The organism is Streptococcus sp. HMSC062D07, assembly GCF_001814215.1.
Classification (GTDB): Bacteria; Bacillota; Bacilli; order Lactobacillales; family Streptococcaceae; genus Streptococcus; species Streptococcus infantis_I.
The window spans coordinates 32252-56884 of sequence record NZ_KV815333.1 but is presented as its reverse complement, the minus strand read 5'-3'; the positions used below and the strand labels follow the sequence as shown (position 1 = coordinate 56884).

The 24633-nt window shown below is 39.5% G+C and carries 23 protein-coding genes and 1 riboswitch; of the genes, 20 read left to right on the top strand and 3 right to left on the bottom strand.

Annotated features, from left to right (window positions below; translation table 11 throughout):
* The first annotated feature begins 214 nt into the window (after nucleotides 1-214).
* The 13 genes from HMPREF2957_RS06700 (at nucleotide 215) to HMPREF2957_RS06640 (ending at nucleotide 14456) form a co-directional block, all read left to right on the top strand.
* The gene (locus tag HMPREF2957_RS06700) at nucleotides 215-1489 is read left to right on the top strand and encodes a glycosyltransferase (RefSeq protein WP_025170590.1); all 1275 of its coding nucleotides are present in this window, start codon (nucleotides 215-217) and stop codon (nucleotides 1487-1489) included.
* Nucleotides 1486-2466, top strand: coding sequence for an NAD-dependent epimerase/dehydratase family protein (locus tag HMPREF2957_RS06695; RefSeq protein WP_004254079.1), 981 nt, complete (start codon nucleotides 1486-1488; stop codon nucleotides 2464-2466). The genes HMPREF2957_RS06700 and HMPREF2957_RS06695 overlap by 4 nt, the downstream gene beginning before the upstream one ends.
* Complete coding sequence (locus HMPREF2957_RS06690; RefSeq protein ID WP_004254076.1) at nucleotides 2441-3256, top strand: MBL fold metallo-hydrolase; 816 nt, start codon at nucleotides 2441-2443, stop codon at nucleotides 3254-3256. The genes HMPREF2957_RS06695 and HMPREF2957_RS06690 overlap by 26 nt, the downstream gene beginning before the upstream one ends.
* Nucleotides 3234-4496 (top strand): F390 synthetase-related protein, encoded by a 1263-nt coding sequence (locus tag HMPREF2957_RS06685; RefSeq protein WP_070678291.1) that lies wholly within the window; start codon nucleotides 3234-3236, stop codon nucleotides 4494-4496. Before HMPREF2957_RS06690 ends, HMPREF2957_RS06685 begins: the two co-directional genes overlap by 23 nt.
* 14 nt (nucleotides 4497-4510) lie before the next feature.
* Nucleotides 4511-5455, top strand: a complete 945-nt coding sequence (locus HMPREF2957_RS06680) for a 3-oxoacyl-[acyl-carrier-protein] synthase III C-terminal domain-containing protein (protein WP_070678288.1) — start codon at nucleotides 4511-4513, stop codon at nucleotides 5453-5455.
* Between the two features lie 171 nt (nucleotides 5456-5626).
* A complete protein-coding gene (gene cls / locus HMPREF2957_RS06675) occupies nucleotides 5627-7159 on the top strand; it encodes a cardiolipin synthase (RefSeq protein WP_070678285.1) in 1533 nt (510 codons plus the stop codon).
* A 264-nt stretch (nucleotides 7160-7423) separates the two neighbouring features.
* A riboswitch (TPP riboswitch) is annotated at nucleotides 7424-7526 on the top strand.
* A gap of 75 nt (nucleotides 7527-7601) precedes the next feature.
* Nucleotides 7602-7892 carry a thiamine-binding protein gene (locus HMPREF2957_RS06670; RefSeq protein WP_004254065.1) on the top strand — a complete coding sequence of 97 codons (291 nt, stop codon included), beginning with the start codon at nucleotides 7602-7604 and terminating at the stop codon, nucleotides 7890-7892.
* On the top strand, nucleotides 7855-8613 hold the full coding sequence (locus HMPREF2957_RS06665; protein WP_070678282.1) for an ABC transporter permease: 759 nt from the start codon (nucleotides 7855-7857) through the stop codon (nucleotides 8611-8613). Before HMPREF2957_RS06670 ends, HMPREF2957_RS06665 begins: the two co-directional genes overlap by 38 nt.
* A 36-nt stretch (nucleotides 8614-8649) precedes the next feature.
* Entirely contained in the window at nucleotides 8650-9657 is a 1008-nt protein-coding gene (locus HMPREF2957_RS06660) for an ABC transporter substrate-binding protein (RefSeq protein ID WP_070678279.1), read from the top strand.
* Nucleotides 9657-10385 carry an ABC transporter ATP-binding protein gene (locus HMPREF2957_RS06655; protein ID WP_004254058.1) on the top strand — a complete coding sequence of 243 codons (729 nt, stop codon included), beginning with the start codon at nucleotides 9657-9659 and terminating at the stop codon, nucleotides 10383-10385. The genes HMPREF2957_RS06660 and HMPREF2957_RS06655 overlap by 1 nt, the downstream gene beginning before the upstream one ends.
* Nucleotides 10386-10711: 326 nt before the next feature.
* Nucleotides 10712-11170 carry a CtsR family transcriptional regulator gene (locus HMPREF2957_RS06650; protein WP_004254054.1) on the top strand — a complete coding sequence of 153 codons (459 nt, stop codon included), beginning with the start codon at nucleotides 10712-10714 and terminating at the stop codon, nucleotides 11168-11170.
* 6 nt (nucleotides 11171-11176) lie between these two features.
* Nucleotides 11177-13609 carry an ATP-dependent Clp protease ATP-binding subunit gene (locus HMPREF2957_RS06645; protein WP_070678276.1) on the top strand — a complete coding sequence of 811 codons (2433 nt, stop codon included), beginning with the start codon at nucleotides 11177-11179 and terminating at the stop codon, nucleotides 13607-13609.
* A gap of 73 nt (nucleotides 13610-13682) precedes the next feature.
* Nucleotides 13683-14456 (top strand): NUDIX domain-containing protein, encoded by a 774-nt coding sequence (locus tag HMPREF2957_RS06640; RefSeq protein ID WP_004254048.1) that lies wholly within the window; start codon nucleotides 13683-13685, stop codon nucleotides 14454-14456.
* Nucleotides 14457-14492: 36 nt separating this feature from the next.
* On the opposite strand, the gene HMPREF2957_RS06635 is transcribed toward HMPREF2957_RS06640, so the two are convergent.
* Nucleotides 14493-14723, bottom strand: coding sequence for a hypothetical protein (locus tag HMPREF2957_RS06635; RefSeq protein ID WP_004254045.1), 231 nt, complete (start codon nucleotides 14721-14723; stop codon nucleotides 14493-14495).
* A 275-nt stretch (nucleotides 14724-14998) separates the two neighbouring features.
* On the opposite strand from HMPREF2957_RS06635, the gene HMPREF2957_RS06630 reads away from it, so the two are divergent.
* Both HMPREF2957_RS06630 and HMPREF2957_RS06625 read left to right on the top strand, forming a co-directional pair.
* On the top strand, nucleotides 14999-15691 hold the full coding sequence (locus HMPREF2957_RS06630) for a hypothetical protein (RefSeq protein ID WP_004254042.1): 693 nt from the start codon (nucleotides 14999-15001) through the stop codon (nucleotides 15689-15691).
* Nucleotides 15692-15903: 212 nt separating this feature from the next.
* Nucleotides 15904-16590, top strand: coding sequence for a DUF1275 family protein (locus HMPREF2957_RS06625; RefSeq protein WP_004254040.1), 687 nt, complete (start codon nucleotides 15904-15906; stop codon nucleotides 16588-16590).
* 51 nt (nucleotides 16591-16641) lie between these two features.
* Here HMPREF2957_RS06625 and dusB read toward each other — a convergent pair whose 3' ends face one another.
* Together dusB and hslO are read right to left on the bottom strand one after the other, a co-directional pair.
* On the bottom strand, nucleotides 16642-17622 hold the full coding sequence (gene dusB, locus HMPREF2957_RS06620) for a tRNA dihydrouridine synthase DusB (RefSeq protein WP_025170587.1): 981 nt from the start codon (nucleotides 17620-17622) through the stop codon (nucleotides 16642-16644).
* The gene (hslO, locus tag HMPREF2957_RS06615) at nucleotides 17609-18481 is read right to left on the bottom strand and encodes an Hsp33 family molecular chaperone HslO (RefSeq protein WP_004254034.1); all 873 of its coding nucleotides are present in this window, start codon (nucleotides 18479-18481) and stop codon (nucleotides 17609-17611) included. Before hslO ends, dusB begins: the two co-directional genes overlap by 14 nt.
* 391 nt (nucleotides 18482-18872) lie before the next feature.
* Between hslO and dltB (HMPREF2957_RS06610) the strand changes: the two genes are divergently transcribed.
* The 5 genes from dltB (HMPREF2957_RS06610) to dltB (HMPREF2957_RS06590) all read left to right on the top strand — a co-directional run bounded on the left by dltB (HMPREF2957_RS06610) (nucleotide 18873) and on the right by dltB (HMPREF2957_RS06590) (nucleotide 24630).
* Complete coding sequence (gene dltB / locus HMPREF2957_RS06610) at nucleotides 18873-20027, top strand: D-alanyl-lipoteichoic acid biosynthesis protein DltB (RefSeq protein WP_004254024.1); 1155 nt, start codon at nucleotides 18873-18875, stop codon at nucleotides 20025-20027.
* Between the two features lie 36 nt (nucleotides 20028-20063).
* Entirely contained in the window at nucleotides 20064-21236 is a 1173-nt protein-coding gene (gene dltD, locus HMPREF2957_RS06605; protein WP_004254022.1) for a D-alanyl-lipoteichoic acid biosynthesis protein DltD, read from the top strand.
* Nucleotides 21237-21686: 450 nt separating this feature from the next.
* A complete protein-coding gene (locus tag HMPREF2957_RS06600; protein ID WP_004254020.1) occupies nucleotides 21687-21818 on the top strand; it encodes a teichoic acid D-Ala incorporation-associated protein DltX in 132 nt (43 codons plus the stop codon).
* 20 nt (nucleotides 21819-21838) lie between these two features.
* Nucleotides 21839-23389 (top strand): D-alanine--poly(phosphoribitol) ligase subunit DltA, encoded by a 1551-nt coding sequence (dltA, locus tag HMPREF2957_RS06595; RefSeq protein ID WP_004254019.1) that lies wholly within the window; start codon nucleotides 21839-21841, stop codon nucleotides 23387-23389.
* The gene (gene dltB / locus HMPREF2957_RS06590; RefSeq protein ID WP_070678274.1) at nucleotides 23386-24630 is read left to right on the top strand and encodes a D-alanyl-lipoteichoic acid biosynthesis protein DltB; all 1245 of its coding nucleotides are present in this window, start codon (nucleotides 23386-23388) and stop codon (nucleotides 24628-24630) included. The genes dltA and dltB (HMPREF2957_RS06590) overlap by 4 nt, the downstream gene beginning before the upstream one ends.
* Nucleotides 24631-24633 lie beyond the last annotated feature (3 nt).

The following is a 24633-nucleotide window of genomic DNA, read 5'->3' as shown; positions in this document are numbered from 1 at the left end:
GGTGTCGCAGGTTCGAATCCTGTCTTCCCGATTGGTCAATACTTAAATTGAGGCAATTGCCTTTTTTTTTATATTTGATTTTGATTGTTATTATCTGTAAATTTACATTTAGTTTTCTTAAATGTTTCGTTACATTTTCATGTCCAAACTAATAAATGTGTAAAGAATTATCTTATCGATAGTTCTTTTTTTTAAAATTTGATATCCTAGACATATGAAAAGAATCAAAATTGATGTTGTAGTTGTTCCTTTAAGTGGACATTTGTACCCAACAATGAATTTACTCATCCCCTTACTTAATAACCCTCGATATGATATTCGCTTATTCACTGGTCCTCAAAAAAAGGCCGTTGCTGAATCTGCAGGTTTTCATGTAGTTCCAATATTAGAAAATCACATTGAGGATTTTGAACGTGCAGCTAATAATGATAAGCAATTAGGGATATTATCAGCTTATCAACAACTTTCTTCTAGTATTGATTTAATTAATGTAGTTTCAGATCAATTATTGGAAGAGTGGCAAAAGAATCGCCCTGATATCGTCATTGCTGATTTTATAACCTTGTCTGGAGGTTTAGTAGCTAATCAACTTGGAATTCCTTGGATCACTACCATGGCTACACAATTTGTTTTAGAGACTACTGACGGCCCGCCTTGTCTAATTGGTGGTATGGGGAGTCCTAAGAATGGTTGGCAAGTTTCAGTACAATTTTTAGGTAGAAAAGCAACTCGTTTAGTGAAACGAATTGTATCTTTTCTGCTTCGTGATCGCTTAAAAAGATATCATTTTAAATTGTATAATCAACTCGGTCATGAGACCATTTATTCTCCATATTCAATTCTTGGTATTGGTATGAAAGAAGTAGAATTAAAAAAGGGATTTCCAAAACACTACAAGTGGATTGGTCCTTCTGGTGCTTCAGTTGAGACAGGAGAGGATTATCCTTTAGATTTATCAACATTTTCTAATCAAAAGAAAGTCTTAGTGACTTGTGGTACACAACTTGCTTGGGCTAAAGAAAACCTTATCTATCAAGCTAAGCAACTTGCAAAAGCTCATCCAGACTGTCATTTTTTTGTGACACGTGGTGTGGGTGGAGAAGCCTTCCAATGTGAAAATCTCATGGAGAACCTTTCCGTAGTTTCTTATCTACCTTATAAGGAGTACATTCCCCAGATGGATTATGTGATTCATCATGGGGGAGCTGGGATTTTTTATCAATGCATTATTTATGGTAAACCAGCTTTGATATTACCTCATGATTATGATCAATTTGATTATGCCGTTCGTGGGGTTGAAGCCGGTGTTGCTTTCTCAGCTAAAAGAGATAATAGCAAGGCCATTGGACAAGCCTTTGAGGAGCTGTTAGCTAAAGAAAATTGGCCAGAATTAGAGACTTTACGCCAAGCAACACAGTATTATCATCCGACGGAAATCTTAGAGAGCGAAATCCATCGTCTGCTAGAAGATAAGGAGAAGGAAAAATGAAAACAGTTTTAGTAACTGGAGCGACAGGTTTCCTGGGTAAATATGTTGTAGATGAATTAGTCCAGCATGGCTATCAGGTTCGAGCTTTTGGTAGAAACAGTAAGGTTGGTCGCTCTTTAGAGAATTCTTCGATTAGTTTTTTTCAGGGTGATTTGACCAAAGCTGATGATGTGCTAGAGGCTTGCAAGGGGATGGATCTGGTCGTTCATGCGGGAGCTCTATCAACCGTTTGGGGTCCGTGGGAAGATTTTTATCTGGCTAATGTATTAGGGACAAAGTATGTTCTCGAAGCTTGTCGACAAGCTGGTATTCAACGTTTAGTCTATGTATCCTCACCAAGCATCTATGCTGCTCCTAGAGATCAACTAGGGATTAAAGAAAGTGATGCTCCAGAGGAAAATAATCTCAATAACTATATCCGTAGCAAATTAGCTTCGGAGAAACTCTTTAAAGATTATCCAGATGTTCCTAGCATCATCTTAAGACCTCGGGGCCTGTTTGGGATTGGGGACACTAGCATCTTGCCACGGGTTATCAATCTGAGTCAAAAACTTGGAATTCCTTTGATTGGGGATGGGCGTCAGCTCATGGACATGACTTGTGTGGAAAATGTTGCTCTGGCTATCCGTTTGGCCATAGAAGCTCCAGAAGCTAAAGGTGAGGTTTATAACATTACTAATGGTGAACCGAGGGCTTTTAGAGATTTACTAGAGGAAAGTTTGACAGGTCTGGGTTATCCAATCAAATATAGAAAAATTCCAGCATCTCTCTTATCAGGAATTGCAAGTAGTTTAGAATTTATATACAAGACCTTGAACCTTAAAGGGGAGCCACCTCTAACTCGATATACCTATTATCTGCTTCGCTATAGTCAGACTCTTGATATTAGTAAGGCTGAGAAGGACTTAGGTTATCATCCGAAAATTAGGATTTCAGAAGGGATTGAACAATATGTCCAAGATTATCGAAAGCATTGAGTATTTCCCAGCCGGATATTGTACGAGTTATGCCGGTTTGCTTTTTAAGGGTGTCAAGAATAGAAAGATGACTTTCCCCGCAGGAGTGTTCCTTATCAAGCACAGGGATAAGGGCTATCTGCTCTATGATACTGGCTATCACTATGATATTAAGAGGCAACTTCGTTATGGCTTGTATCGTCTAGGAACGCCTGTTCAAATGACGGAGAAAGATCAGATTTCGCACTTGCTGAAAGCTAAAGAGATCAAACTAGAAGAAATCAACTATGTCTTGCTGTCTCATCTACATCCAGATCATTTAGGAGGGGCTAGCTTCTTTCCGAATGCAAACTTTATCCTGACCCAGGAAGTCTATGATGTATACAAGAAACCAAAATTAAAAGATTTAATTTTTAAAGAATTTTTACCGAGTGACTTCGAGGAAAGATTGACAGTCATCAAGGCAAATCAGCAAAATGCTAACTTTAAGTATCGCCCTACCTATGATTTGTTTGGAGATGGTAGTATCTTAGTTGCTTCTATTGATGGGCATGCTAAGGGGCAAGCTTGTCTCTTTATTCCAGATTATCATCTCTTTATCGCAGCAGATCTTTGTTGGGGAATTGACCTTTTACCCTACACCAAACAGATGCATCTGATTCCTTCCTTGGTGCAAGATAGTAAGGATGACTATATCAAGGGAACAGAGCTCTTGGAAGAGGTTTTAAAGGATGGGATAGAAGTGCTGGTTAGCCATGACCCTGTAGAAAGGATTGAGCGGATCTTGTATGAAAAAAATAACCTTTCTTAAAACTTTTATCCAAACTCGTTGGCTTCATAATTTTAAGTCTCGAGAAGCATTAGAAAACTATCAGAAAAAGCAACTGGTTAGCTATATGGACTTTCTCAAGCGTGAGTCACCTTATTTTAAAAATGGTGTACCTAACGACTTTGATCATATGGACAAGGCTTTTATGATGACGCATTTCAATGAGCTCAATACTCAAGGTGTGGATCGAGACGAGGCCTTGGCTTTGGCTATCGAAAGTGAAAAGACCAGGAATTTTACAGAACTCAAAGGAGAAATAGCTGTTGGGTTGTCTTCTGGGACATCTGGACACCGGGGACTCTTTATCACAACCGAAAAAGAGCGCAGTATGTGGGCAGCGGCTATCTTGGCAAAGATGTTGCCCAAAGGTCACCTTTTTGGGCACCGCATAGCCTTTTTCCTCAGAGCGGATAATGAATTGTATCAGACCATCAATACGGCGCTTATTCGTTTAGAGTACTTTGATATTTTCAAGAATACAGATGAGCATATCGAGCGTCTCAACAATTATCAACCAACCATTGTGGTGGCGCCTGCTTCTATGTTGATTGAATTGAGCAAGCGTCTAAAAGCTGGGGAGTTAGTCATTCACCCACAAAAAATCGTTTCGGTGGCTGAAATCTTGGAAGATAGTGATAAAGAGCGAATTTCGAGCGCTTTTGCATTACCGATTATTGATCAGGTTTATCAAGCAACGGAAGGTTTCTTGGCTTGTACGTGCTCGGCTGGGAATCTTCATCTCAACGAAGACATCATTTTTGTGGAAAAACACTACTTGGATGACCGTCGTTTTTATCCAGTCATTACTGATTTTAAGCGGAGCAGTCAGCCTGTTTATCGCTATCAGCTCAACGATATCTTGGTTGAAAATCCTGAACCATGTCCTTGTGGATCTCATTATACAAGGATTGACAAGGTTGAAGGGCGTTCTGACGACATCTTCTACTTTGAAGGACTGGATGGAGGTCAGGTCACGATTTATCCTGACTTTATCAGACGTTGCATTCTCTTTGTGGAGAATGTCGGAGACTATCAAGTCAAACAACATTCTGAGAAGTTAGTGGAAGTTTGTCTGAGTCGAAGGGACGAGCAAGTAGAAACAGCAATCACAGAGCAGTTTCGACTTTTGGCGCAACAAAAAGAGTTTAAAGAACCTGAAATACAATTTTCAGATTATCACTGGGATACAAGTCGTAAGCTCAAACGTATCCAACGTTTATGAAAGGACAAAAAATTATGACAGAAGTAAAAAGACATGTAGAAATTGTAGGATATGGAGTCTGCCTCCCAAAAAATACGGTGCAATTTAAAGACCAGACCCGTCATCGTGTGGTTGAAAATGAAGAAACGCAACTAGATTTGGCAGAAGCAGCTATCCAAGCTGCACTTGAAAATGCAAATTTGAGTATGAAAGACATTGATTGCCTTGTATCAGCTAGCGCGGTTGGTGTTCAACCTATTCCATGTACAGCTGCTTTGATTCATGAGCGCGTGGCAAAAGGGCTCTCTATACCAGCTATGGATATCAATACGACTTGTACAAGTTTTATCTCTGCTCTATCAACGATGTCACATTTGATTGAAGCAGGAGAATACCGTCGTGTTTTGATTGTATCTAGTGAAGTCGGTAGCTTGGGTCTCAATCCAAAGCAAAAAGAAAGTTATGAACTCTTTGGTGATGGGGCTGCAGCCTTTATTTTCCAAGCAAGTAACAAGGATAAAGGTGTGATAGCAAGCCTTCAACGTACTTGGTCGGAGGGGGCTCACGATACTGAAATTCGTGGAGGTTTGACTTCTTATCAACCAAAAGAGTACTCTGAAGAAACTAAGACCAATTTCATGTTTGATATGAAAGGGAAGAAAATCCTCTTGCTTTCTGCTCGTGTCATTCCAGAAATGTTTCAAGAATTCCAAGAGAAATCAGGTATTTCTAAAGATGCTGTAGACTATATTATTCCACATCAAGCTAGCCGAGCATTACCACTTGTTATGGATAAACTAGGAGTTAGCAAAGACAAGTATCTCAATATTGTCAGTGAGTATGGGAATATGGTTTCCGTTGCGGTACCTTTTGGCTTGGCCTATGCACTCGATCATGGCTATGTGAAGGAAGGAGATACTATCTTTTTGATGGGAACTGCGGCTGGTATGACGGTTAATATGTTGACGTTGAAATTGTAAAACGAGAGCAGGCACATGTAAGTTGCCTGCTTTTTAAATTAATTTTAAACATAGAACTATCGGCCTATACAGAAAAAGCTTGATAACTTTTACGAAACTAAGTATACTAGAAGGTAACAAGCGTTTTCAGACAGTATATTAGGGAGTATACTTAGAAATTGAGAGGGAGATATGGGAATAAGAAAATTTCGCTTATTAATGTCCAAGTATGGCTTTAGTATTGCGATTATCCTGATAGAATTATTTCTTGTTTTCGGAATTATTCTTTACATGAGCCAGATTGCTCCGATTATTTGGGTGACTCTTGTATTTTTGATTAGCGTAGCAACCGTTATAGCGATTGTCAATCGTTCGATGTCACCTGAAAGCAAAGTGACTTGGTTGATTGTGACCTTTGTACCGGTGTTTGGTCCACTGCTTTATCTCATGTTCGGTGAGAGAAGACTATCAAAAAAAGAACTGAAACAACTCCAGGAATTGAATTCTATTGCATTTCATGAGAATAATGGGCGGCAACTCCATTTACAACTACAGGAGACAGACAAACCAGCTTACGGAATTATCAATGCCTTGCTACATATGGATAGTAATGCAGAAGTCTATGACCAGACAGATTCACAATTTTTCGCAGATGGAGAAGAAATGTGGAAGCAGATGCTGGAGGATCTTAAAAGAGCAGAAAAATTTATTTTTCTAGAATACTACATTGTCGACGAAGGTTTGATGTGGGATAGCATACTTGAAATTCTGGAAGAAAAAGCAGCTCAGGGAGTCGAAATCAAGATGCTCTATGACGACATCGGTTGTATGGTGACTTTGCCTGGGGATTATACTGTTCATTTGCGTTCTAAAGGGATTGATGCTCATAAATTTAATAAGGTGATTCCTCGTATGACAGTGGCCTATAATAACCGTGACCACCGGAAAATATTAGTGATTGATGGACAAATTTCCTATACTGGAGGAATCAATCTTGCAGACGAATATATCAATCATATTGAACGTTTTGGACACTGGAAAGATAGTGGGATTCGGATTGATGGTCCGGCGACTCAAGCATTTACCAGACTATTTCTCATGAACTGGTACATCAACCGTGGGGAGATTAGTGACTTTGATCAGTATCATTTGGAAAATCAGACACGATTTGGTAGCGGTCTTTGTATCCCATACGGCAGTGGACCTAAGCCAATCTATAAAACTAAGGTAGGGAAGATTGTTTATCAAAATCTGATTAACCAAGCAGAAGATTTTGTTTATATCACAACGCCTTATCTCATTATCGATTATGATTTGACAGAGGATATAAAAAATGCGGCTATGCGAGGCGTAGATGTGAGAATAGTTACTCCCTTTGTACCAGACAAGAAGCTCATTCAACTGATAACACGGGGAGCTTATCCAGATCTTTTATCTGCGGGTGTTCGCATTTTTGAATACACACCTGGCTTTATCCATAGTAAGCAAATGATTGTTGATGATCGATTTGCGGCTGTCGGCACTATTAACTTGGATTATCGTAGCTTGGTTCATCACTATGAAAATGCAGTACTACTCTACAAAACAGAGTCAATAGCGGATATTCGCAAAGATTTTGAAGGAATTTTTGAACAATCTCAAGAAATCTTCTCGGATACCATAAATCCTACATGGTATCAAATGATGATTAAAGAAGTAACACAGTTATTTGCACCTATGCTTTAATTGAAAGAATTAACTGAGAATAGATGATTAGAGGAGAGGTTGGGACAAAAGTCCTAGCCTCTCAATTTTCTTTGGATTGTCGAGCAAGACGCAGTGGTTGAGTGGGCTCTACTACGCTGATTTCATCAGCTTTTACAGCCCTACTCAACTGTGCGGAGGTGGGACGACGAAATCGAATTCTAACGAATTACCGATTTCTGTCCCACTCTCTTTTTCTGTAAGCAGTTTCCTTGACATCTTATTTATTTTTCGTTATCATATGTCCATATAATATATGGGAGTCTGTGTACAGTCTGAGAGGAAGTGTTAAACTTCGACCGCACCTGATCTGGGTAATGCCAGCGTAGGGAACGATACTTGGCCTAATTTTGCACCTTTTTCATATATGGAAGAGGTTTTTCTTTTTTTACAAAGAAAAACTGTAACTTAGAAGGAGGTTTTAATGAAAGCAAGCATTGCTTTACAAGTCCTGCCCCTGTCACAAGGGATTGACCGCATAGCTGTAATTGATCAGGTCATTGCTTATCTGCAAACTCAAGGAGTGGCCATGGTGGTGACACCCTTTGAAACGGTTTTGGAGGGGGAGTTTGATGAGCTTATGCGCATTCTCAAAGAAGCGCTAGAAGTGGCAGGTCAGGGAGCAGACAATGTTTTTGCCAATGTGAAAATAAATATAGGAGAGATTTTAAGCATCGATGAGAAACTTGAAAAGTATAATGAGACGGCATATTAGTCTGCTAGGATTTTTGGGCGTCATTTCCGCTTGGCAGGTGGCGGGACTCTTAAAACTCTTACCAAAGTTTATCCTGCCGACACCACTTGAGATTCTCCAGTCTTTTGTTCGTGACAGAGAATTTCTCTGGTACCATAGTTGGGCAACCTTGAGAGTAGCCTTATTAGGTTTGGCCTTGGGTGTCTTGATAGCCTGTATCATGGCCGTCCTTATGGATAGTCTGAGTTGGCTCAATGACTTGATTTACCCCATGATGGTAGTTGTCCAGACCATACCGACCATTGCCATGGCCCCTATCCTAGTGTTATGGTTGGGTTATGGAATCTTGCCCAAGATTGTCTTGATTATCTTGACGACAACTTTTCCTATTATCGTCAGTATTTTAGATGGTTTTAGGCATTGTGACAAGGATATGCTGACCTTGTTTAGTCTGATGCGAGCCAATCCTTGGCAAATCCTGTGGCATTTTAAAATCCCTGTCAGCCTGCCTTACTTTTATGCAGGACTTAGGGTCAGTGTCTCCTACGCCTTTATCACAACAGTGGTATCTGAGTGGTTGGGAGGCTTTGAAGGACTAGGTGTCTACATGATTCAGTCCAAAAAACTGTTTCAGTATGATACTATGTTTGCGATTATTATTCTGGTATCGCTGATCAGTCTTCTGGGTATGAAGCTAGTCGATATCAGTGAAAAATATGTGATTAAATGGAAACGTGCTTAAAAGAAGCGTTTTAGAAAAAGAAAAGAGGAATTAAAAATGAAGAAAACATGGAAAGTGTTTTTAACGGTTGTAACAGCTCTTCTAGCTGTCGTGCTTGTGGCTTGTGGCCAAGGAACAGCTTCTAAGGATAACAAAGAAGCAGAACTCAAAAAAATTGACTTTATCCTAGACTGGACACCAAATACCAATCATACAGGGCTTTATGTTGCCAAGGAAAAAGGTTATTTCAAAGAAGCTGGAGTGGATGTTGATTTGAAATTGCCACCAGAAGAAAGTTCATCTGACTTGGTTATCAATGGCAAGGCGCCATTTGCTATCTATTTCCAAGATTACATGGCTAAGAAATTGGAAAAAGGAGCAGGCATTACTGCCGTTGCAGCGATCGTTGAGCACAATACATCAGGGATCATCTCTCGTAAATCTGATAATGTAACTAGTCCTAAAGACTTGGTAGGGAAGAAATACGGAACCTGGAATGACCCAACTGAACTTGCGATGTTGAAAACCTTGGTAGAATCTCAAGGTGGAGACTTTGAGAAGGTTGAAAAAGTACCAAACAACGACTCGAACTCGATCACACCGATTGCCAATGGAGTTTTTGACTCTGCTTGGATTTATTATGGTTGGGATGGAATCCTTGCTAAATCGCAAGGTGTGGATGCCAACTTCATGTATTTGAAAGACTATGTAAAAGAGTTTGACTACTACTCACCAGTCATCATTGCAAACAACGACTATCTAAAAGACAACAAAGAAGAAGCTCGTAAAGTCATCCAAGCTATCAAAAAAGGTTACCAATACGCGATGGATCACCCAGAAGAAGCGGCTGATATCTTGATCAAGAATGCCCCTGAGTTAAAGGATAAACGTGACTTTGTCATCGAATCTCAGAAATACTTGTCAAAAGAATATGCAAGCGACAAGGAAAAATGGGGGCAATTTGATGCGGACCGCTGGAATGCCTTCTACAAATGGGATAAAGAAAATGGTATCCTCAAGGAAGACTTGACTGATAAAGGATTCACTAACGAATTTGTAAAATAATGACAGAAATTAGACTTGAACACGTAAGCTATGCCTACGACAATGAAAAGATTTTAGAGGACATTAACCTACAAGTGGTTTCAGGTGAAGTGGTCTCCATCTTGGGACCCAGTGGTGTTGGAAAGACCACCCTCTTTAACCTGATTGCAGGGATTTTAGAAGTCCAGTCAGGTAGAATTGTGCTTGACGGGGAGGAAAATCCCAAGGGGCGTGTGAGTTATATGCTCCAAAAGGATTTGCTCTTGGAACACAAGACTGTCCTTGGCAATATCATTTTGCCCCTCTTGATCCAAAAGGTGGACAAGGCAGAAGCCATTGCCAAAGCAGATGAAATTCTTGCTACCTTTCAGTTGACGGCTGTAAGGGATAAGTACCCTCATGAACTCAGTGGTGGGATGCGCCAGCGTGTTGCTTTACTCCGTACCTACCTTTTCGGGCACAAGCTCTTTCTTCTAGACGAGGCCTTTAGCGCTTTGGATGAGATGACTAAGATGGAACTTCATGCCTGGTATCTTGATATTCATAAACAGCTAGGGTTAACGACCTTAATCATCACCCATAGTATAGAGGAAGCCCTCAATCTCAGTGATCGCATCTATATCTTGAAAAATCGCCCTGGTCAGATTGTTTCTGAAGTCAAACTTAATTGGTCTGAAACTGAAGACAAGGACGTTCAAAAAATTGCCTATAAACGCCAGATATTAGAAGAATTGGGCTTGGAACTATAGCTAAAAAACTGTGAAAAACTCACACTACAAAAAAACTTCGGTACATCATTAATGATACCGAAGTTTTATTTTTATAGATTTTACGAAATATTTCTTAGATTTGATGATAAATAACATACTTTCAAAGGATTTGAAAGCTAGTTGTAATTTTTTTATTATAACATAAATGTTGAAATGTAGAATAGAAAATAAAGTATAGTTTGCTAACGGTAGCTATTTTTAAAACTCAGTATTTTCAAGGATTGAGCCCTAAAAGTTTGACTTATAGAGTTGTAAATGATAGTATAGTCAAAGATAGTCAAAGTTTAAGAAGGAGGTAGCAAGCTATGAAATTTAAAAATACATCAGACCATATCGAAGCCTATATCAAGGCGATTTTAGAACAATCTGGTATCGTAGAATTGCAACGAAGTCAGCTAGCGGATACCTTTCAAGTCGTACCTAGCCAGATCAACTATGTGATTAAGACTCGTTTTACAGAGAGTAGAGGATATCTAGTTGAGAGTAAGCGTGGTGGTGGAGGCTATATTCGTATTGGTCGAATCGAATTCTCTAACCATCATGATATGCTCCGCGATTTGTTGTATTCAGTGAGTGATGAGGTGAACCAAGTCATCTTTGAAGATGTCTTAAGACTCTTAGTCGAACAAGAACTCATGACCCGCCAAGAAATGAATCTATTATTAGCTATGGGGACAGACCGAATTCTAGGTGAGGAAGCTAATTATATTCGTGCCAATATGCTTCGTCAGTTGTTGCATGAAGTAGATAGAAAAGGAAAATAAGACGACATGAAATATTCAAAAGCATTGAGAGAATGCATCGATAGTGCCTTTCTGGTAGCGAGTCGCTTTGATGCAGATTACCTAGAGTCTTGGCATTTGCTGATTGCCATGGCCAATCATAGCTACAGTGTTGCTGGAGCAACTTTAAATGAATTCCCGTATGAGATTGATCGTTTAGAGGAAGTAGCTGTAGAATTAACAGAAGCAAACTTTAACCATAAGGAAGATTATAAGGAGCTCCCATTTTCCTATCGTTTGAACGTCTTGATGTTGGAGGCGGAACATGTTGCTTCGGTTGTACATGCCAAAGCATTGGGAACAGAGCATCTTCTCTACGCTATCTTACATGATGGCAATGCCCTAGCTACTCGCATTTTGGAAAAAGCAGGATTTTCTTATGAAGACCAGAAAGATCAAGTCAAGATTGCTGGGCTTCGTCGTAGTCTTGAAGCGCGTGCTGGTTGGACAAAGGAAGATTTGAAGGCTCTGCGTCAGCGTCACAGATCAGTAGCAGATAAGCAAAATTCTATGGCCAATATGATGGGTATGCCTCAAACTCCAAGTGGTGGTTTGGAAGATTACACTCATGACCTCACAGAGCAAGCTCGTTCAGGCAAATTGGAACCAGTTATTGGACGTGACCAAGAAATCTCTCGTATAATCCAAATCTTGAGTCGAAAAACAAAAAACAATCCAGTTCTAGTTGGAGATGCAGGTGTTGGTAAAACAGCTCTGGCACTTGGCCTTGCACAGCGAATTGCCAACGGAAATGTGCCTGATGAAATGGCTAAGATGCGTGTCTTAGAACTTGATTTGATGAATGTGGTTGCGGGAACCCGTTTCCGTGGAGACTTTGAAGAACGTATGAACAATATCATCAAAGATATCGAGGAAGACGGTAAGGTTATCCTCTTTATAGATGAGCTTCATACCATTATGGGATCAGGAAGTGGTATTGATTCGACCTTGGATGCGGCCAATATCCTGAAACCTGCCCTAGCGCGTGGAACTCTGAGAACTGTTGGGGCAACCACTCAGGAAGAATACCAAAAACACATCGAAAAAGACGCAGCCCTTTCTCGTCGCTTTGCAAAAGTGATGATTGAGGAACCAAGTGTGGCTGATAGTATGGCTATCTTGCGTGGCTTGAAAGCAACTTATGAGAAACACCACCATGTCCAAATTACAGATGATGCTGTCGAAACAGCTGTCAAAATGGCACATCGCTATTTGACTAGTCGTCACTTGCCAGACTCAGCGATTGATCTTTTGGATGAAGCGGCAGCAACTGTCCAAAATAAATCAAAGCACGCTAAAAAAGATGAGTCAGGTTTAACAGCAGCGGACAAGGCCTTGATGGATGGCAAATGGAAACAAGCAGCTCAGCTCATTGCAAAAGAACAGGAAGTTCCAGTCTATAAAGATCTAGTAAAAGAGTCTGATATTTTGACAACCTTGAGTCGCTTGTCAGGTATTCCAGTTCAAAAATTGACACAAACGGACGCCAAGAAATATCTCAATCTAGAAGCTGAACTGCATAAACGTGTTATCGGGCAGGAACAAGCGGTATCAAGTATCAGTCGTGCCATTCGCAGAAATCAATCAGGTATTCGTAATAACAAACGTCCAATTGGTTCCTTTATGTTCCTAGGACCAACAGGTGTTGGTAAGACAGAATTGGCCAAAGCCTTGGCAGAAGTTCTCTTTGATGACGAGTCAGCCCTCATTCGTTTTGACATGAGTGAATATATGGAGAAATTCGCAGCTAGTCGTCTCAATGGAGCTCCTCCAGGTTATGTAGGCTACGAAGAGGGCGGAGAGTTGACCGAGAAGGTTCGTAACAAACCGTACTCAGTCTTGCTCTTTGACGAGGTAGAAAAGGCCCACCCAGATATCTTTAATGTGCTCTTGCAGGTCTTGGATGATGGTGTCTTAACAGACAGTAAGGGTCGCAAGGTTGATTTCTCAAATACCATTATTATCATGACGTCAAACCTTGGTGCGACAGCTCTTCGTGATGACAAGACAGTCGGTTTTGGAGCTAAGGATATTCGTTTTGACCAAGAAAATATGGAAAAACGGATGTTCGAAGAGTTGAAAAAAGCTTATCGTCCAGAGTTTATCAACCGTATTGACGAAAAGGTGGTCTTCCACAGCTTGTCAAGTCAAGATATGCAGGAAGTGGTTAAGATTATGGTCAAACCATTGATTGCAAGTCTCGCAGAAAAAGGCATTGACTTGAAACTCCAAGCATCTGCCCTTAAGCTTCTAGCTCAGAAGGGATATGATCCAGAAATGGGAGCTCGCCCACTGCGCAGAACTCTGCAAACAGAAGTAGAAGACAAACTAGCAGAACTCCTTCTTACAGGTGAATTGAAAGAAGGTAAGACACTTAAAATTGGTGTCAAAGCTGGTCAATTGAAATTCGACATTGTATAAAACAAGAACTATTAATCTATAATTTGTAGATCCACCCTCTTTATTGCCATCAAAAGCAGAAAGGAAGTAGAAGATTATGAATCAGATAATTCCAACCGGGATGACAGAAAAAGAGTACTTTGAAGTTCACGCTAGTCAAGCTGAATTTTTAGACTGGTACCACAAGCAAGCACTCCCTCAGTATGAAAAACCAAGTGTGACTGTGGATATGGTAGCCTATTGCTTTGCAGAAGGGAAAATGAAACTCTTTCTGATTCGTCGGAAGGCACACCCTTTTCAAAATTGTTTAGCGCTAGTTGGTGGTTTTATGGATAAAGGGGAAGATGCTGCCCATGCTTGTCAACGTGAGGTAAAAGAAGAAATTAATCTTGAACTTCCACTAGAAAAGATTGAACAGTTAGTGACAGTATCTACTCCTGGTCGTGATCCCAGAGGTTGGACAGTTACCATTGCCCACTTGGTTTACCTACCTAGTCGAGCTCTTGACTTAGTCCAGGCAGGAGATGATGCAAAAGAAGTCGTTCTTGTAGATGTTGATTTTCACACAGGCAAGTGTTACTTGGATGGCAAAGAACTTGACGAGAAGGACTTTGCATTTGACCACTTATCCATTATTCAAACATCCATCAAGAAGATTCAAGAAGCTATCGACTATGACGCTCGTTTCCTTTATTTACTAGAGGATGAGTTCACAGTGGATGATGGGTTAGCCCTCATTGAGACTCTATGCCCAGGCAAATCATGTACGAGTGATAGTTTCTTATCGAAATATGGTCATAGCATAGAGGAAGTTGGATTTAAACGGATTCCTCAGAAGGAAGTTATCACTATTTATCGATTAAAATAAAAAAGTGAGGTCGGGATTTTCTCGACCTCTTTTTGTTTAAGGATGTTTATCTTTATTAGAATTGCTCATGATTCGAATGAATAAATCTTTGTATTTATATTTTAAATAATGTTCGTGTAAATACAATAAAGCCACGTAGACAATCATGAAAATGGCAGTTAGGTAGAACAAATCAAATGTTGTTTGAGCGTAATGAGTAGCACCCCCATAAGAAACGAAAGCAGCTAAAATCAACCAAGGAAGATACTTGTAATAGTTTCTTAACATAAGCCTACACCTCCAATATCTTATTTCAATTTTATTATAGCCCTTCAAGAAAAAAATGCAAGCGATTACACTTATAAAATATAGTATTTTTAGTAGGAAAAATTTCCTGTTTTTTAAATTTTTAACGAATAATAGAGATAGGAGGATTAAAAAAAACAAATATAAATAAAAACCAAAACCATATATAAATAGTTGACAAACCCTAAAACAAATATTACAATAACATTACAGAAGTATTTCATAACATTTCAAAAAGATTACATGGGAGGCGCATCATGAAAACAAAACATTCAATTCGTTTACTAGCAGTAGCAGTATTGGCTTCAACTTTGCTTTTAGGAGCATGCGGAAATAAGAAAGAGAACACTGCAAGTGATAATTCTAGTAAGACAACACAAGCATCTTCTAGTTCTAAGGCGAGTTCTTCAAGTAAAGAGAACAAAACTCAGAAATCATCAAATTCAACTTCATCAGAAAAAGCTAAGTCATCATCTTCTGATCAGTCAACGACTACTGCTAATCAATCGCAAGCAACACCAGCACCAGAAACAAAACAAAATCAAGAACCTTCTGCTAAGCAAACCCCTTCTCAAGCCCCATCCAATCAACAAGGAACACAAGCAAACCCGAATCAGTCAGCTTATGATCCAGCAACTGATCGCAAACTTCAAGACAAGCAGGCAGAACACAACAAACGTTATAAAGGCGTCTTGACTATGGTGGACAAAGACTTTTCGGCTGCAGCTGGGAATTGGAAGGGGGCTAATGGTGAAACTATCACGGTCTCATCAGGTGGCCAGTTTACAGTGGAATCTGCTGATGGTAAGAAAGAAAACTACTCTATCCAAAGTTATTCTTATACCCTTGATGATGGAAAATACAATGCGGAAGTAGGTGGTGGAAAAGTCATTCAAATTACAACAGGAGCGGATGGTACGGTATCTAGTGTTGTCTTGATTCAACCATAGAATTTAGTACTGAAATAATTTGTTTAAAAATAGCTCAGTTGATGAATACTTACAGCATTCCCAGTTGATAAGACGTCATACATGAACTCCAGAGATGAGACTAACTTAGGAGTATATGTAATCATGTCTACTTGAACTGACCGTTTTTCACTTAGTTTCTTTCAGAGAAAGTGGTATAATGAAAAAATCAAAGGGAAACGAGTGATGAATCAATGCCAGATAAATTAATTTTACCTCAAAATACACGACTAATGGGAATATTTCTTGGCTTTATAGGTGGTTCTTTGGATGTGTTCTGTCACATCCAGTACCATAGTTTGGTGGCAACACAGACAGGGAACATTCTTCTACTGATATCAGATTGGCACGATTCACATGTTATCAATACAATGCTGCGATTCTGCTCCATTATTTTCTTTTCCCTAGGATTTGTTTTTGCCTTACACGTGAAGGAATATCGTAAAACAGCCTATTGGCGGGTTAAGATGCTACTTCCCTTATTTATCGGAACCCTTGTTCTTCCCTTCTTTTCCCGCTTTCCTCTATTAGAAGTCCCTTTTATTGCTTTTGGAACTGGAATGATGATGCTGACATATACGGGCAGTTTGATTGAAGATCATCCCTATGTCATTTTTATGACTTCTGGAAATTACCGAAAAATGCTGACTGCTTTGTATCGCGTCGTTAGAGGAGAAGGAGACGTTCAAGAATATCGCCGTCAAGCCTTAAACTATGGGATTGTTGTAGGGAGTTTCGTAGTAGGGGCAATTAGTTTGGCTATATCTATGCATTTTTTCCATGAATGGTCTATTTGGATTGTCAGCTTCAATTTGTTTTTGATTATGTCCTACTATATAGCTAGGGTGAAGCAATTAGATTTACAAGATGAAAATATATAAAAAGGCAAGGCTCGTTTTTGAGCTTTGCCTTTTTGTGAAGTAGATAGAAGGTTATGCGTTGTTTAGTTGCAAGAGTGCTTCAATCTCTGCAAGAGTGCTGGCTTGTGAAATGGCTCCACGGAGTTTAGCAGCACCAGATGTCCCACGGAGGTAGTGAGGGGCTAAGCCGCGGAATTCGCGAACGGCAATGTGCTCGCCCTTGAGATCAATCAAGCGTTTCAGATGCTCATAAGCAATCTTCATCTTGTCTTCGAAGGTTAAATCAGGCAGGATTTCTCCTGTTTCAAAGTAATGATTGATTTGATTGAAGAGGTAAGGGTTGCCCATAGCGGCACGGCCAATCATGACCGCGTCGGCACCGACTTCTTCGATACGTTGTTTCGCTTCTTGAACCGTACGGATGTCTCCATTTGCAATAAATGGAATCTTGGTCAGAGCTTGCGCAACCTTGTGAAGGGTCTCGAGGTCAGCGTGCCCCGTATACATTTGTTCCCGAGTCCGTCCATGCATGGCGAGGGCAGAGACACCTGCTGCTTCAGCTGCGAGGGCATTCTCCACTGCTAGAGAAGGGTCCGACCAACCTGTCCGCATTTTGACAGTGAGAGGGATATCAAGGACAGATTGGACCTTGTTGATGATAGAGTAAATCTTATCTGGGTCCTTGAGCCACATAGCCCCAGCTTCGTTTTTCACAATTTTGTTAACTGGACAGCCCATGTTGATATCCACGATATCTGTCTTTGTATTTTCTTGGATAAATTCAGCTGCGCGAGCTAGGCTATCTTCATCGCTACCAAAAAGTTGGATGGAAACAGGGTTTTCGCCCTCGTCGATATGAAGCATGTGTAAGGTTTTTTCGTTGTTGTATTGGATACCCTTATCAGAGACCATTTCCATAACAACGAGCCCTGCGCCAAGTTCTTTTGCGATAGTACGAAAGGCTGAGTTGGTTACGCCAGCCATAGGTGCGAGGACCGTCCGGTTTGGGATCTCGACGTTCCCAATCATAAATGGTGTATTAAGATTTGTCACGAATGAGTTCCTCCAAGTCGTTTTCATCAAAGTTATAAGTTGTTTGGCAGAATTGACAAGTGATTTCTGCCCCATGGTCTTCCTCTTTCATTTCCTCAAGGTCTGAACTTGGAAGGCTGGCAAGAGCATCCATAAAGCGTTCTTTGCTACAGTCACATTGGAAACGAATTTCTTCTTCGGACAGACGTTTGTAGGGCTCGTCACCATAGATAGCCTTGAGAAGGGCTTCGATATGGTCGTCACTTTCTAGAAGAGTTGAAATGGCTGGCATCTCTTGGATTCGTTTTTCAAAACGAGCGATTTCTTCCTCTTTGGCATTTGGCAATACTTGGAGCAAAAAGCCACCTGCAACTTCGACCTTGTCGTCTTTGTCTAAAAGAACATTGAGGCCAACTGCTGAAGGCGTTTGTTGACTTTCTGTAAGATAGAAAGCTAGGTCTTCACCGATTTCTCCAGAGATGAGAGGAGTCATGGAGTTGTAGGGATTTCCAGTGCCATAGTCTGTAATGACTAGAAATTGACCATTGCCGACAAAAGGTCCGACAAGGACTTCGCCAGTTGCAGTCTTTTTGATGTCAACACCTGGATTTTGCACATAACCTTTGACGTTGCCCTTGGTATCTGCAACTGTGATAATGGCACCGAGGGAGCTAGTCCCAAGAACCTTGACGGTTAGCTTGGTATTCCCTTTTTCATTGGCAGCGAGAATCTGACTGGCGATTAAAGTACGACCAAGCGCTACAGTTGAACTAGCTTGGGTTTGATGTTTTTCTTGAGCAGTACGGACCGTTTCCGTGCTATCTAGAACAAAAGCACGAAAAGAACCACTTTCTGATATTGTTTTAATAATTTTATCCATAGCTACTATTTTAGCATAAAAATGCTTAAAGGGGGAGTGGTGTGTTTGCTAGTTCTGAGGATTATTCTGGTATTTTTTATATTATGTTCCGATTGAAGGAGAAAATGAAAGGGGTAACGAATATATTTAGGAGACTTGATGGGAAAAGCTGAGTCAAGTTAATTATTTACTATTAGATTTTATTTATTTTGTAAATAATTTTGTCTCGTTATTGGGATTTTAGTGGTAAGAGTCATTTGTTTTTTTATTTTAGGAAATTGGATAATAGAAGTATATAGTTTTTAAATTATGATATAATGAATAAAGTTAATTATCCTTGATAATATGATAGGGACTAATCCTAAAATGACAAATCAGGAGATGAGAAAAAGAGAAAAGGAGTCCATTTGGTATGAATTATTTTGAGGGGAATGAGTTTTTCCTTCTATTACTTGTGGTTTTACTGATTGGCTTTGTTTTAAACTATTTTGGCAAGCGTAAGGATTATTATATTTTAAGTCTGTCAATTTTATTTGCAGGAGCCATCTATGGTAAGAGTAAATCCATGGTTGTTTATCTATTGGCTTTCATCATCTACCAATATGTCCTAGTTTTCATAGCACAAAGAATGGATTCAAAACAGTTAAAACCTCTAGTTATGTTATCCATTTTACCTTTAGTGGTCAATAAAGTCTTTGCCATAACCCAGCTACATTTGTTGGCTTTTATTGGGATTTCCTACATGTCCTTTAAGACCATTCAGATCATGCTAGAAATATCGGATGGTTTAATCAAAGAAAAAATCACTGTAAAAGATTATCTGCAGTTTCTACTCTTTTTCCCTACAGTTAGTTCTGGGCCAATCGATCGTAGCAGAAGATTTCTAAAAGAGATCAATGAAGTCATGCCTAGAAAAGACTACCTAGAGTTAGCAGGTGATGGTATTTATCGCATCGTTTTAGGTCTTCTCTACAAGGTTGTTTTATCAACCTATGTTTACCAGATACTACTTGCTCTAAGCAATACTGGTACAGTTGTCTACTCAATCAAATATATGTACCTGTATACTCTCTATCTGTTCTTTGACTTTGCGGGGTATAGTTTGATGGCTGTTGGAAGCAGCAATGTTTTGGGTATTCAGACACCGATGAATTTCAATAAACCTTTCTTGAGTATTGATATCAAGGATTTCTGGACTAGATGGCACATCACCTTGTCAACATGGTTGAGAGATTTCGTATTTTCAAGAGTTTTGATGCAGGTTATCAGAAAGAAGTGGTTTAAGAATAGATTACACAATGCAGCCTATGCCTATATGGTCAACATGTTGGTTATGGGATTTTGGCATGGAATTAGTGTCAGCTACATCGCTTATGGATTTTACCATGGAATCTTGATGTCTGGATTTGAAATTTATCAAAAGAAAAGCAATTTTTATAAGAAACATAAAAATAAAACTTGGTACAAGCTAATAAGTTGGTTTGTGACCATGAATTTAGTTATGGTTGGCTTCTTTATCTTTTCAGGTGAACCTTATAAGATAATTATGGCAATTCTAAGTAGATAAAGAGATTTGCTAAAACAAGGAGATTGGAAAAACAAGATGATTAAGTTAAAAGCATTTTTACTATCGCTTGTGCTCGTAATTGCGACTCTTGCTCTTTTAAATGTGACATATGTCAAGAAGATTGACGACTATTATAAAGTCAAGGACAATAGTATTCGCTACAGCACTTCTTATGAAAAGTATAAAAGTAGAGATATTCTAACAAATAATATCACTCCCAATACACTAGTTCTAATGGGTTCCTCAGAGTTAGTTGCGACGATAAATGAAGATTACCATCCCAATAAAATTTTTAACTACAATGATTTTAACATTATGCAGATAGGAACCAGTTACTCTCAAAATATCATTCAAGCTACGACCTTGAGCTCGATTGAGGGGGCTATGAGCAAGCGAAAAGTAGCCATCGTAGAGTCTGTTCAATGGTTCGAAAAGGATGGGACTCATCAAGACGCCTTCTTAAACAAGGCCTCTCAGGAACATATTTTTCACATGCTAGATAACGAGAAAATCAGTAAGGAAACGAAAGAAAAACTGATTAATCGCATTATTGAGATTACCAAAGGAAACAAACAACAAAATGATATCTATAAAAAGTATAAAAGCTATTTCATAGAAGGAAAAGGAACAATCATTGATAAAAAACTGTTGGAGTTTGACAATGCCGTTTATTCCTTTAAGCTTAAACGAAAATTCTATGAAAATCATGCCAAATCAGACTATCCTGCACTAGGGGATGAAACTCCGGATTATAATTGGGAGCAGATGACAGATCAGTTTGTAGAAGAAGTTAAAAAGAAAACAGATAACAATGATTATGCTGTGGATAATAACTACTACAATACCTACTTGAGAGACCGCTATGCTTCGTTGAAAGATTCTAACAAAGACTTGAGTTACATAGAGTCACCAGAGTATTCAGATATGGAACTCTTCTTGACAGTTGCTAAGGAATTGGGAATTGAAGTTGAAGTCATTATCTTTCCTGTAAATGGTAAATGGAATGATTACACAGGTGTTTCACGAGAAATGCGTGAAGAAACTTACAAAAAAATAGAAAATATTGCCAAAAACCACGGTGCTACGGTGTTAAACTATGGAAATAAAGAGTATGAAGATTACTTTTTATTCGACGTGATGCACGTTGGGGTGAAAGGATGGATGGAAGTTGAAAAAGAACTTTACAAATTTGCAAATGAAACTAACTGACACACATCGTTTACTATTGTGGACCTTGTTTTTCTACACAGTTATTTTAAGCATCGTAATCTACTGTTTTGTGACTGATTTTTCGAACATTCAAGATTTCATCTATAGTGAATTTTAAGATTACATATTATAAAAATCTCTAGATAAAGGGAATTCTACCGATAAAGTGAGACATAAGATAAGGCTCTATAATATTTATAGTGGGGAAGTCCTCTATAGGTAGTATAGAGCCTACTTTGTTGTAGCTCCCAATATAATCTATACTGGGAAACATTAAAGCTATCAGTAGAAGGTATCATATGGAACGATTTAATGATGTTGAAATGTAGTGGAAATGGACGGAAAACAATTGAAAAAATAGTTTATAAAGTGGTATAATAGCAGAAAATAAGTTAGTAAGAAATTGATTTTATTTTAGTTGAAAATTACAGGAATGAAAGGTTTTTCTTGATGAAACAGAGAAATGAACTCTATCTCTTTCTTGGTCGAACAGCCTTGTATTTTATCATTTTCTTGGGCCTGCTTTACTTTTTTAGTTATCTCGGTCAGGTTCAAGGTAGCTTTATCTATAATGAATTTTAACTTAAAGGAGAAACCCTATTGTGTCAAATAAACCAATAGTAGATATGATTGAAACCATTGAGCATTATGCTCAAAAGCAGCCTAATTTTCCGGTCTACAATGTCCTTGGAGAAGAGCATACCTATGGCCAATTGAAGGCTGATTCAGATAGCTTAGCAGCCCATATTGACCAAATGGGACTTCCTGAAAAGTCACCTGTTGTGGTCTTTGGTGGCCAAGAATATGAAATGTTAGCAACCTTTGTGGCCTTGACCAAATCTGGCCATGCCTATATCCCAATTGATAGCCATTCTGCTTTGGAGCGCGTGTCTGCCATTCTTGAAGTAGCAGAACCAAGCTTAATCATCGCTATCAATGAATTTCCATTGGGAAACCCAGCTGCTCCAATCATGCCCTTGGAGCAAGTGCGTGAAGCTTGTGCGGTTCAGCATGCCTATGATTTGCAACATCCGGTCAAAGGGGATGATAACTACTACATCATCTTTACTTCGGGGACGACCGGGAAGCCAAAAGGGGTGCAGATTTCACATGATAACTTGCTCAGCTTCACCAACTGGATGATTACAGACAAGGAGTTTGCAACGCCAGAACGTCCGCAAATGTTGGCGCAACCGCCCTATTCCTTTGACTTGTCTGTCATGTATTGGGCACCAACCTTGGCTCTTGGAGGAACGCTTTTTGCCCTCCCATCAGCCATTACTCAAGACTTCAAACAACTCTTTGCAACTATCTTTTCTCTTCCGATTGCTATCTGGACTTCGACACCATCTTTTGCAGATATGGCCATGCTGTCTGAAGATTTCAATGCTGAAAAGATGCCAGGCATTACCCATTTCTACTTTGATGGGGAAGAGTTAACTGTTAAAACGGCTCAAAAACTGCGTGAACGTTTCCCGAATGCGCGCATCATCAATGCCTATGGACCAACAGAAGCAACCGTTGCTTTGTCGGCGGTTGCTATCACAGATGAGATGTTAGCGACACTTAAACGCTTGCCAATTGGTTATACCAAAGAAGATTCTCCAACCTTCATCATTGATGAGGAAGGAAACAAATTGCCAAATGGAGAGCAAGGAGAAATCATCGTGTCTGGACCGGCTGTTTCAAAAGGTTATATGAATAATCCTGAGAAAACAGCAGAAGCTTTCTTCGAATTTGAAGGTCTGCCAGCCTACCATACAGGAGATGTTGGAACCATGACGGATGAAGGCCTTCTTCTCTACGGTGGACGGATGGATTTCCAAATCAAGTTTAACGGCTACCGTATTGAGCTAGAAGATGTTTCTCAAAACTTGAACAAATCTCAGTACATTGACTCGGCTGTTGCGGTACCGCGCTATAATAAAGATCACAAGGTTCAAAATCTCTTGGCCTATGTTATCTTAAAAGATGGGGTCAAAGAACAATTTGAGCGCGAGATTGATATTACCAAAGCGATCAAGGAAGACTTGGAAGATATTATGATGTCTTATATGATGCCTTCGAAATTCCTCTACCGTGACAGCTTGCCGTTAACTCCAAATGGGAAAATCGACATCAAAGGGTTGATTAGTGAGGTTAACAATAGATGATGGAGCTTCTTAAACAGCTTCCTCATATTGAGCCTTATGGGAATCCGCAGTACTTTTTGTATGTGATTACTGCTATTTTGCCAATCTTTATCGGTCTTTTTTTCAAAAAACGTTTTGGCTGGTATGAAATATTGGTTAGTCTCTTCTTTATAGTCACTATGTTGACGGGAGGCAAGACCAATCAATTGGCTGCCTTGGGTATTTATCTGTGCTGGGAAATATTGCTCCTGCTTTTCTACAAGCACTATCGAAAAAGCAAGGATGGCAAGTGGGTATTCTACCTCGTTAGTTTTCTGTCCCTCCTTCCCATCATCTTTGTCAAGGTGCAACCAGCTATTAACGGTACACAGTCTCTGCTGGGATTCGTAGGAATCTCTTATTTGACCTTTCGTTCAGTGGGAATCATCATCGAACTTAGAGATGGAGTCATTAAGGATTTGAAAATGTGGGAGTATTTGCGTTTTCTTCTCTTTATGCCGACATTTTCAAGTGGTCCTATTGATCGTTTCAAACGTTTTAATGAAAATTATAAGACGATACCAGAGCGCGATGAGTTGCTAGATATGCTAGCCGAGTCCGTTCGGTATATCATGTGGGGATTTCTGTATAAATTTATCCTAGCCCATATTTTAGGCGAGATTTTATTACCACCGCTAAAGAATTTAGCTTTACAAACAGGTGGCGTCTTTAACTATTATGTAGTGGCCATCATGTACACATTTGGTTTGGAACTCTTCTTTGATTTTGCAGGTTACTCTATGTTTGCTATAGCTATTTCAAATCTGATGGGGATTCGTAGTCCGATCAACTTCAACAAACCCTTTTTGTCAAGAGATTTGAAAGAGTTTTGGAATCGTTGGCACATGAGTTTATCCTTCTGGTTTCGTGACTTTGTCTTTATGCGCATGGTCATGGTGATGACGAGAAAGAAGCTTTTTAAGAATCGAAATGTGACCTCAAGTGTCGCTTATATTGTAAATATGCTGATTATGGGGTTCTGGCATGGGATAACATGGTTTTATATCGTTTACGGGCTCTTTCATGGAGTGGGCTTAGTCATTAATGATGTCTGGGTTCGAAAGAAAAAAACGCTCAATAAAGAACGTAAGAAAGCAGGACGACCTCCCTTGCTTGAAAATCGTTGGGCTCAGTTGCTTGGCATGGTGATAACCTTCCATGTCGTAATGGTTTCATTCTTAATCTTTTCTGGATTTTTGAATGATTTATGGTTTAAAAAATAGAAG

Bases quoted from the DNA above. Each gene is read 5' to 3' on its own strand.
- HMPREF2957_RS06660 (WP_070678279.1), top strand. From the start codon at position 8,650: ATGAAGAAAACATGGAAAGTGTTTTTAACGGTTGTAACAGCTCTTCTA.
- HMPREF2957_RS06630 (WP_004254042.1), top strand. From the start codon at position 14,999: ATGAAAACAAAACATTCAATTCGTTTACTAGCAGTAGCAGTATTGGCT.
- HMPREF2957_RS06650 (WP_004254054.1), top strand. From the start codon at position 10,712: ATGAAATTTAAAAATACATCAGACCATATCGAAGCCTATATCAAGGCG.
- HMPREF2957_RS06635 (WP_004254045.1), bottom strand. From the start codon at position 14,723: ATGTTAAGAAACTATTACAAGTATCTTCCTTGGTTGATTTTAGCTGCT.
- HMPREF2957_RS06625 (WP_004254040.1), top strand. From the start codon at position 15,904: ATGCCAGATAAATTAATTTTACCTCAAAATACACGACTAATGGGAATA.
- cls (WP_070678285.1), top strand. From the start codon at position 5,627: ATGGGAATAAGAAAATTTCGCTTATTAATGTCCAAGTATGGCTTTAGT.
- hslO (WP_004254034.1), bottom strand. From the start codon at position 18,481: ATGGATAAAATTATTAAAACAATATCAGAAAGTGGTTCTTTTCGTGCT.
- dltD (WP_004254022.1), top strand. From the start codon at position 20,064: ATGATTAAGTTAAAAGCATTTTTACTATCGCTTGTGCTCGTAATTGCG.
- HMPREF2957_RS06655 (WP_004254058.1), top strand. From the start codon at position 9,657: ATGACAGAAATTAGACTTGAACACGTAAGCTATGCCTACGACAATGAA.
- HMPREF2957_RS06700 (WP_025170590.1), top strand. From the start codon at position 215: ATGAAAAGAATCAAAATTGATGTTGTAGTTGTTCCTTTAAGTGGACAT.
- HMPREF2957_RS06600 (WP_004254020.1), top strand. From the start codon at position 21,687: ATGAAACAGAGAAATGAACTCTATCTCTTTCTTGGTCGAACAGCCTTG.
- HMPREF2957_RS06680 (WP_070678288.1), top strand. From the start codon at position 4,511: ATGACAGAAGTAAAAAGACATGTAGAAATTGTAGGATATGGAGTCTGC.
- dltB (WP_070678274.1), top strand. From the start codon at position 23,386: ATGATGGAGCTTCTTAAACAGCTTCCTCATATTGAGCCTTATGGGAAT.
- HMPREF2957_RS06695 (WP_004254079.1), top strand. From the start codon at position 1,486: ATGAAAACAGTTTTAGTAACTGGAGCGACAGGTTTCCTGGGTAAATAT.
- HMPREF2957_RS06665 (WP_070678282.1), top strand. From the start codon at position 7,855: ATGAGAAACTTGAAAAGTATAATGAGACGGCATATTAGTCTGCTAGGA.
- HMPREF2957_RS06645 (WP_070678276.1), top strand. From the start codon at position 11,177: ATGAAATATTCAAAAGCATTGAGAGAATGCATCGATAGTGCCTTTCTG.
- HMPREF2957_RS06690 (WP_004254076.1), top strand. From the start codon at position 2,441: ATGTCCAAGATTATCGAAAGCATTGAGTATTTCCCAGCCGGATATTGT.
- dltB (WP_004254024.1), top strand. From the start codon at position 18,873: ATGAATTATTTTGAGGGGAATGAGTTTTTCCTTCTATTACTTGTGGTT.
- HMPREF2957_RS06670 (WP_004254065.1), top strand. From the start codon at position 7,602: ATGAAAGCAAGCATTGCTTTACAAGTCCTGCCCCTGTCACAAGGGATT.
- HMPREF2957_RS06685 (WP_070678291.1), top strand. From the start codon at position 3,234: ATGAAAAAAATAACCTTTCTTAAAACTTTTATCCAAACTCGTTGGCTT.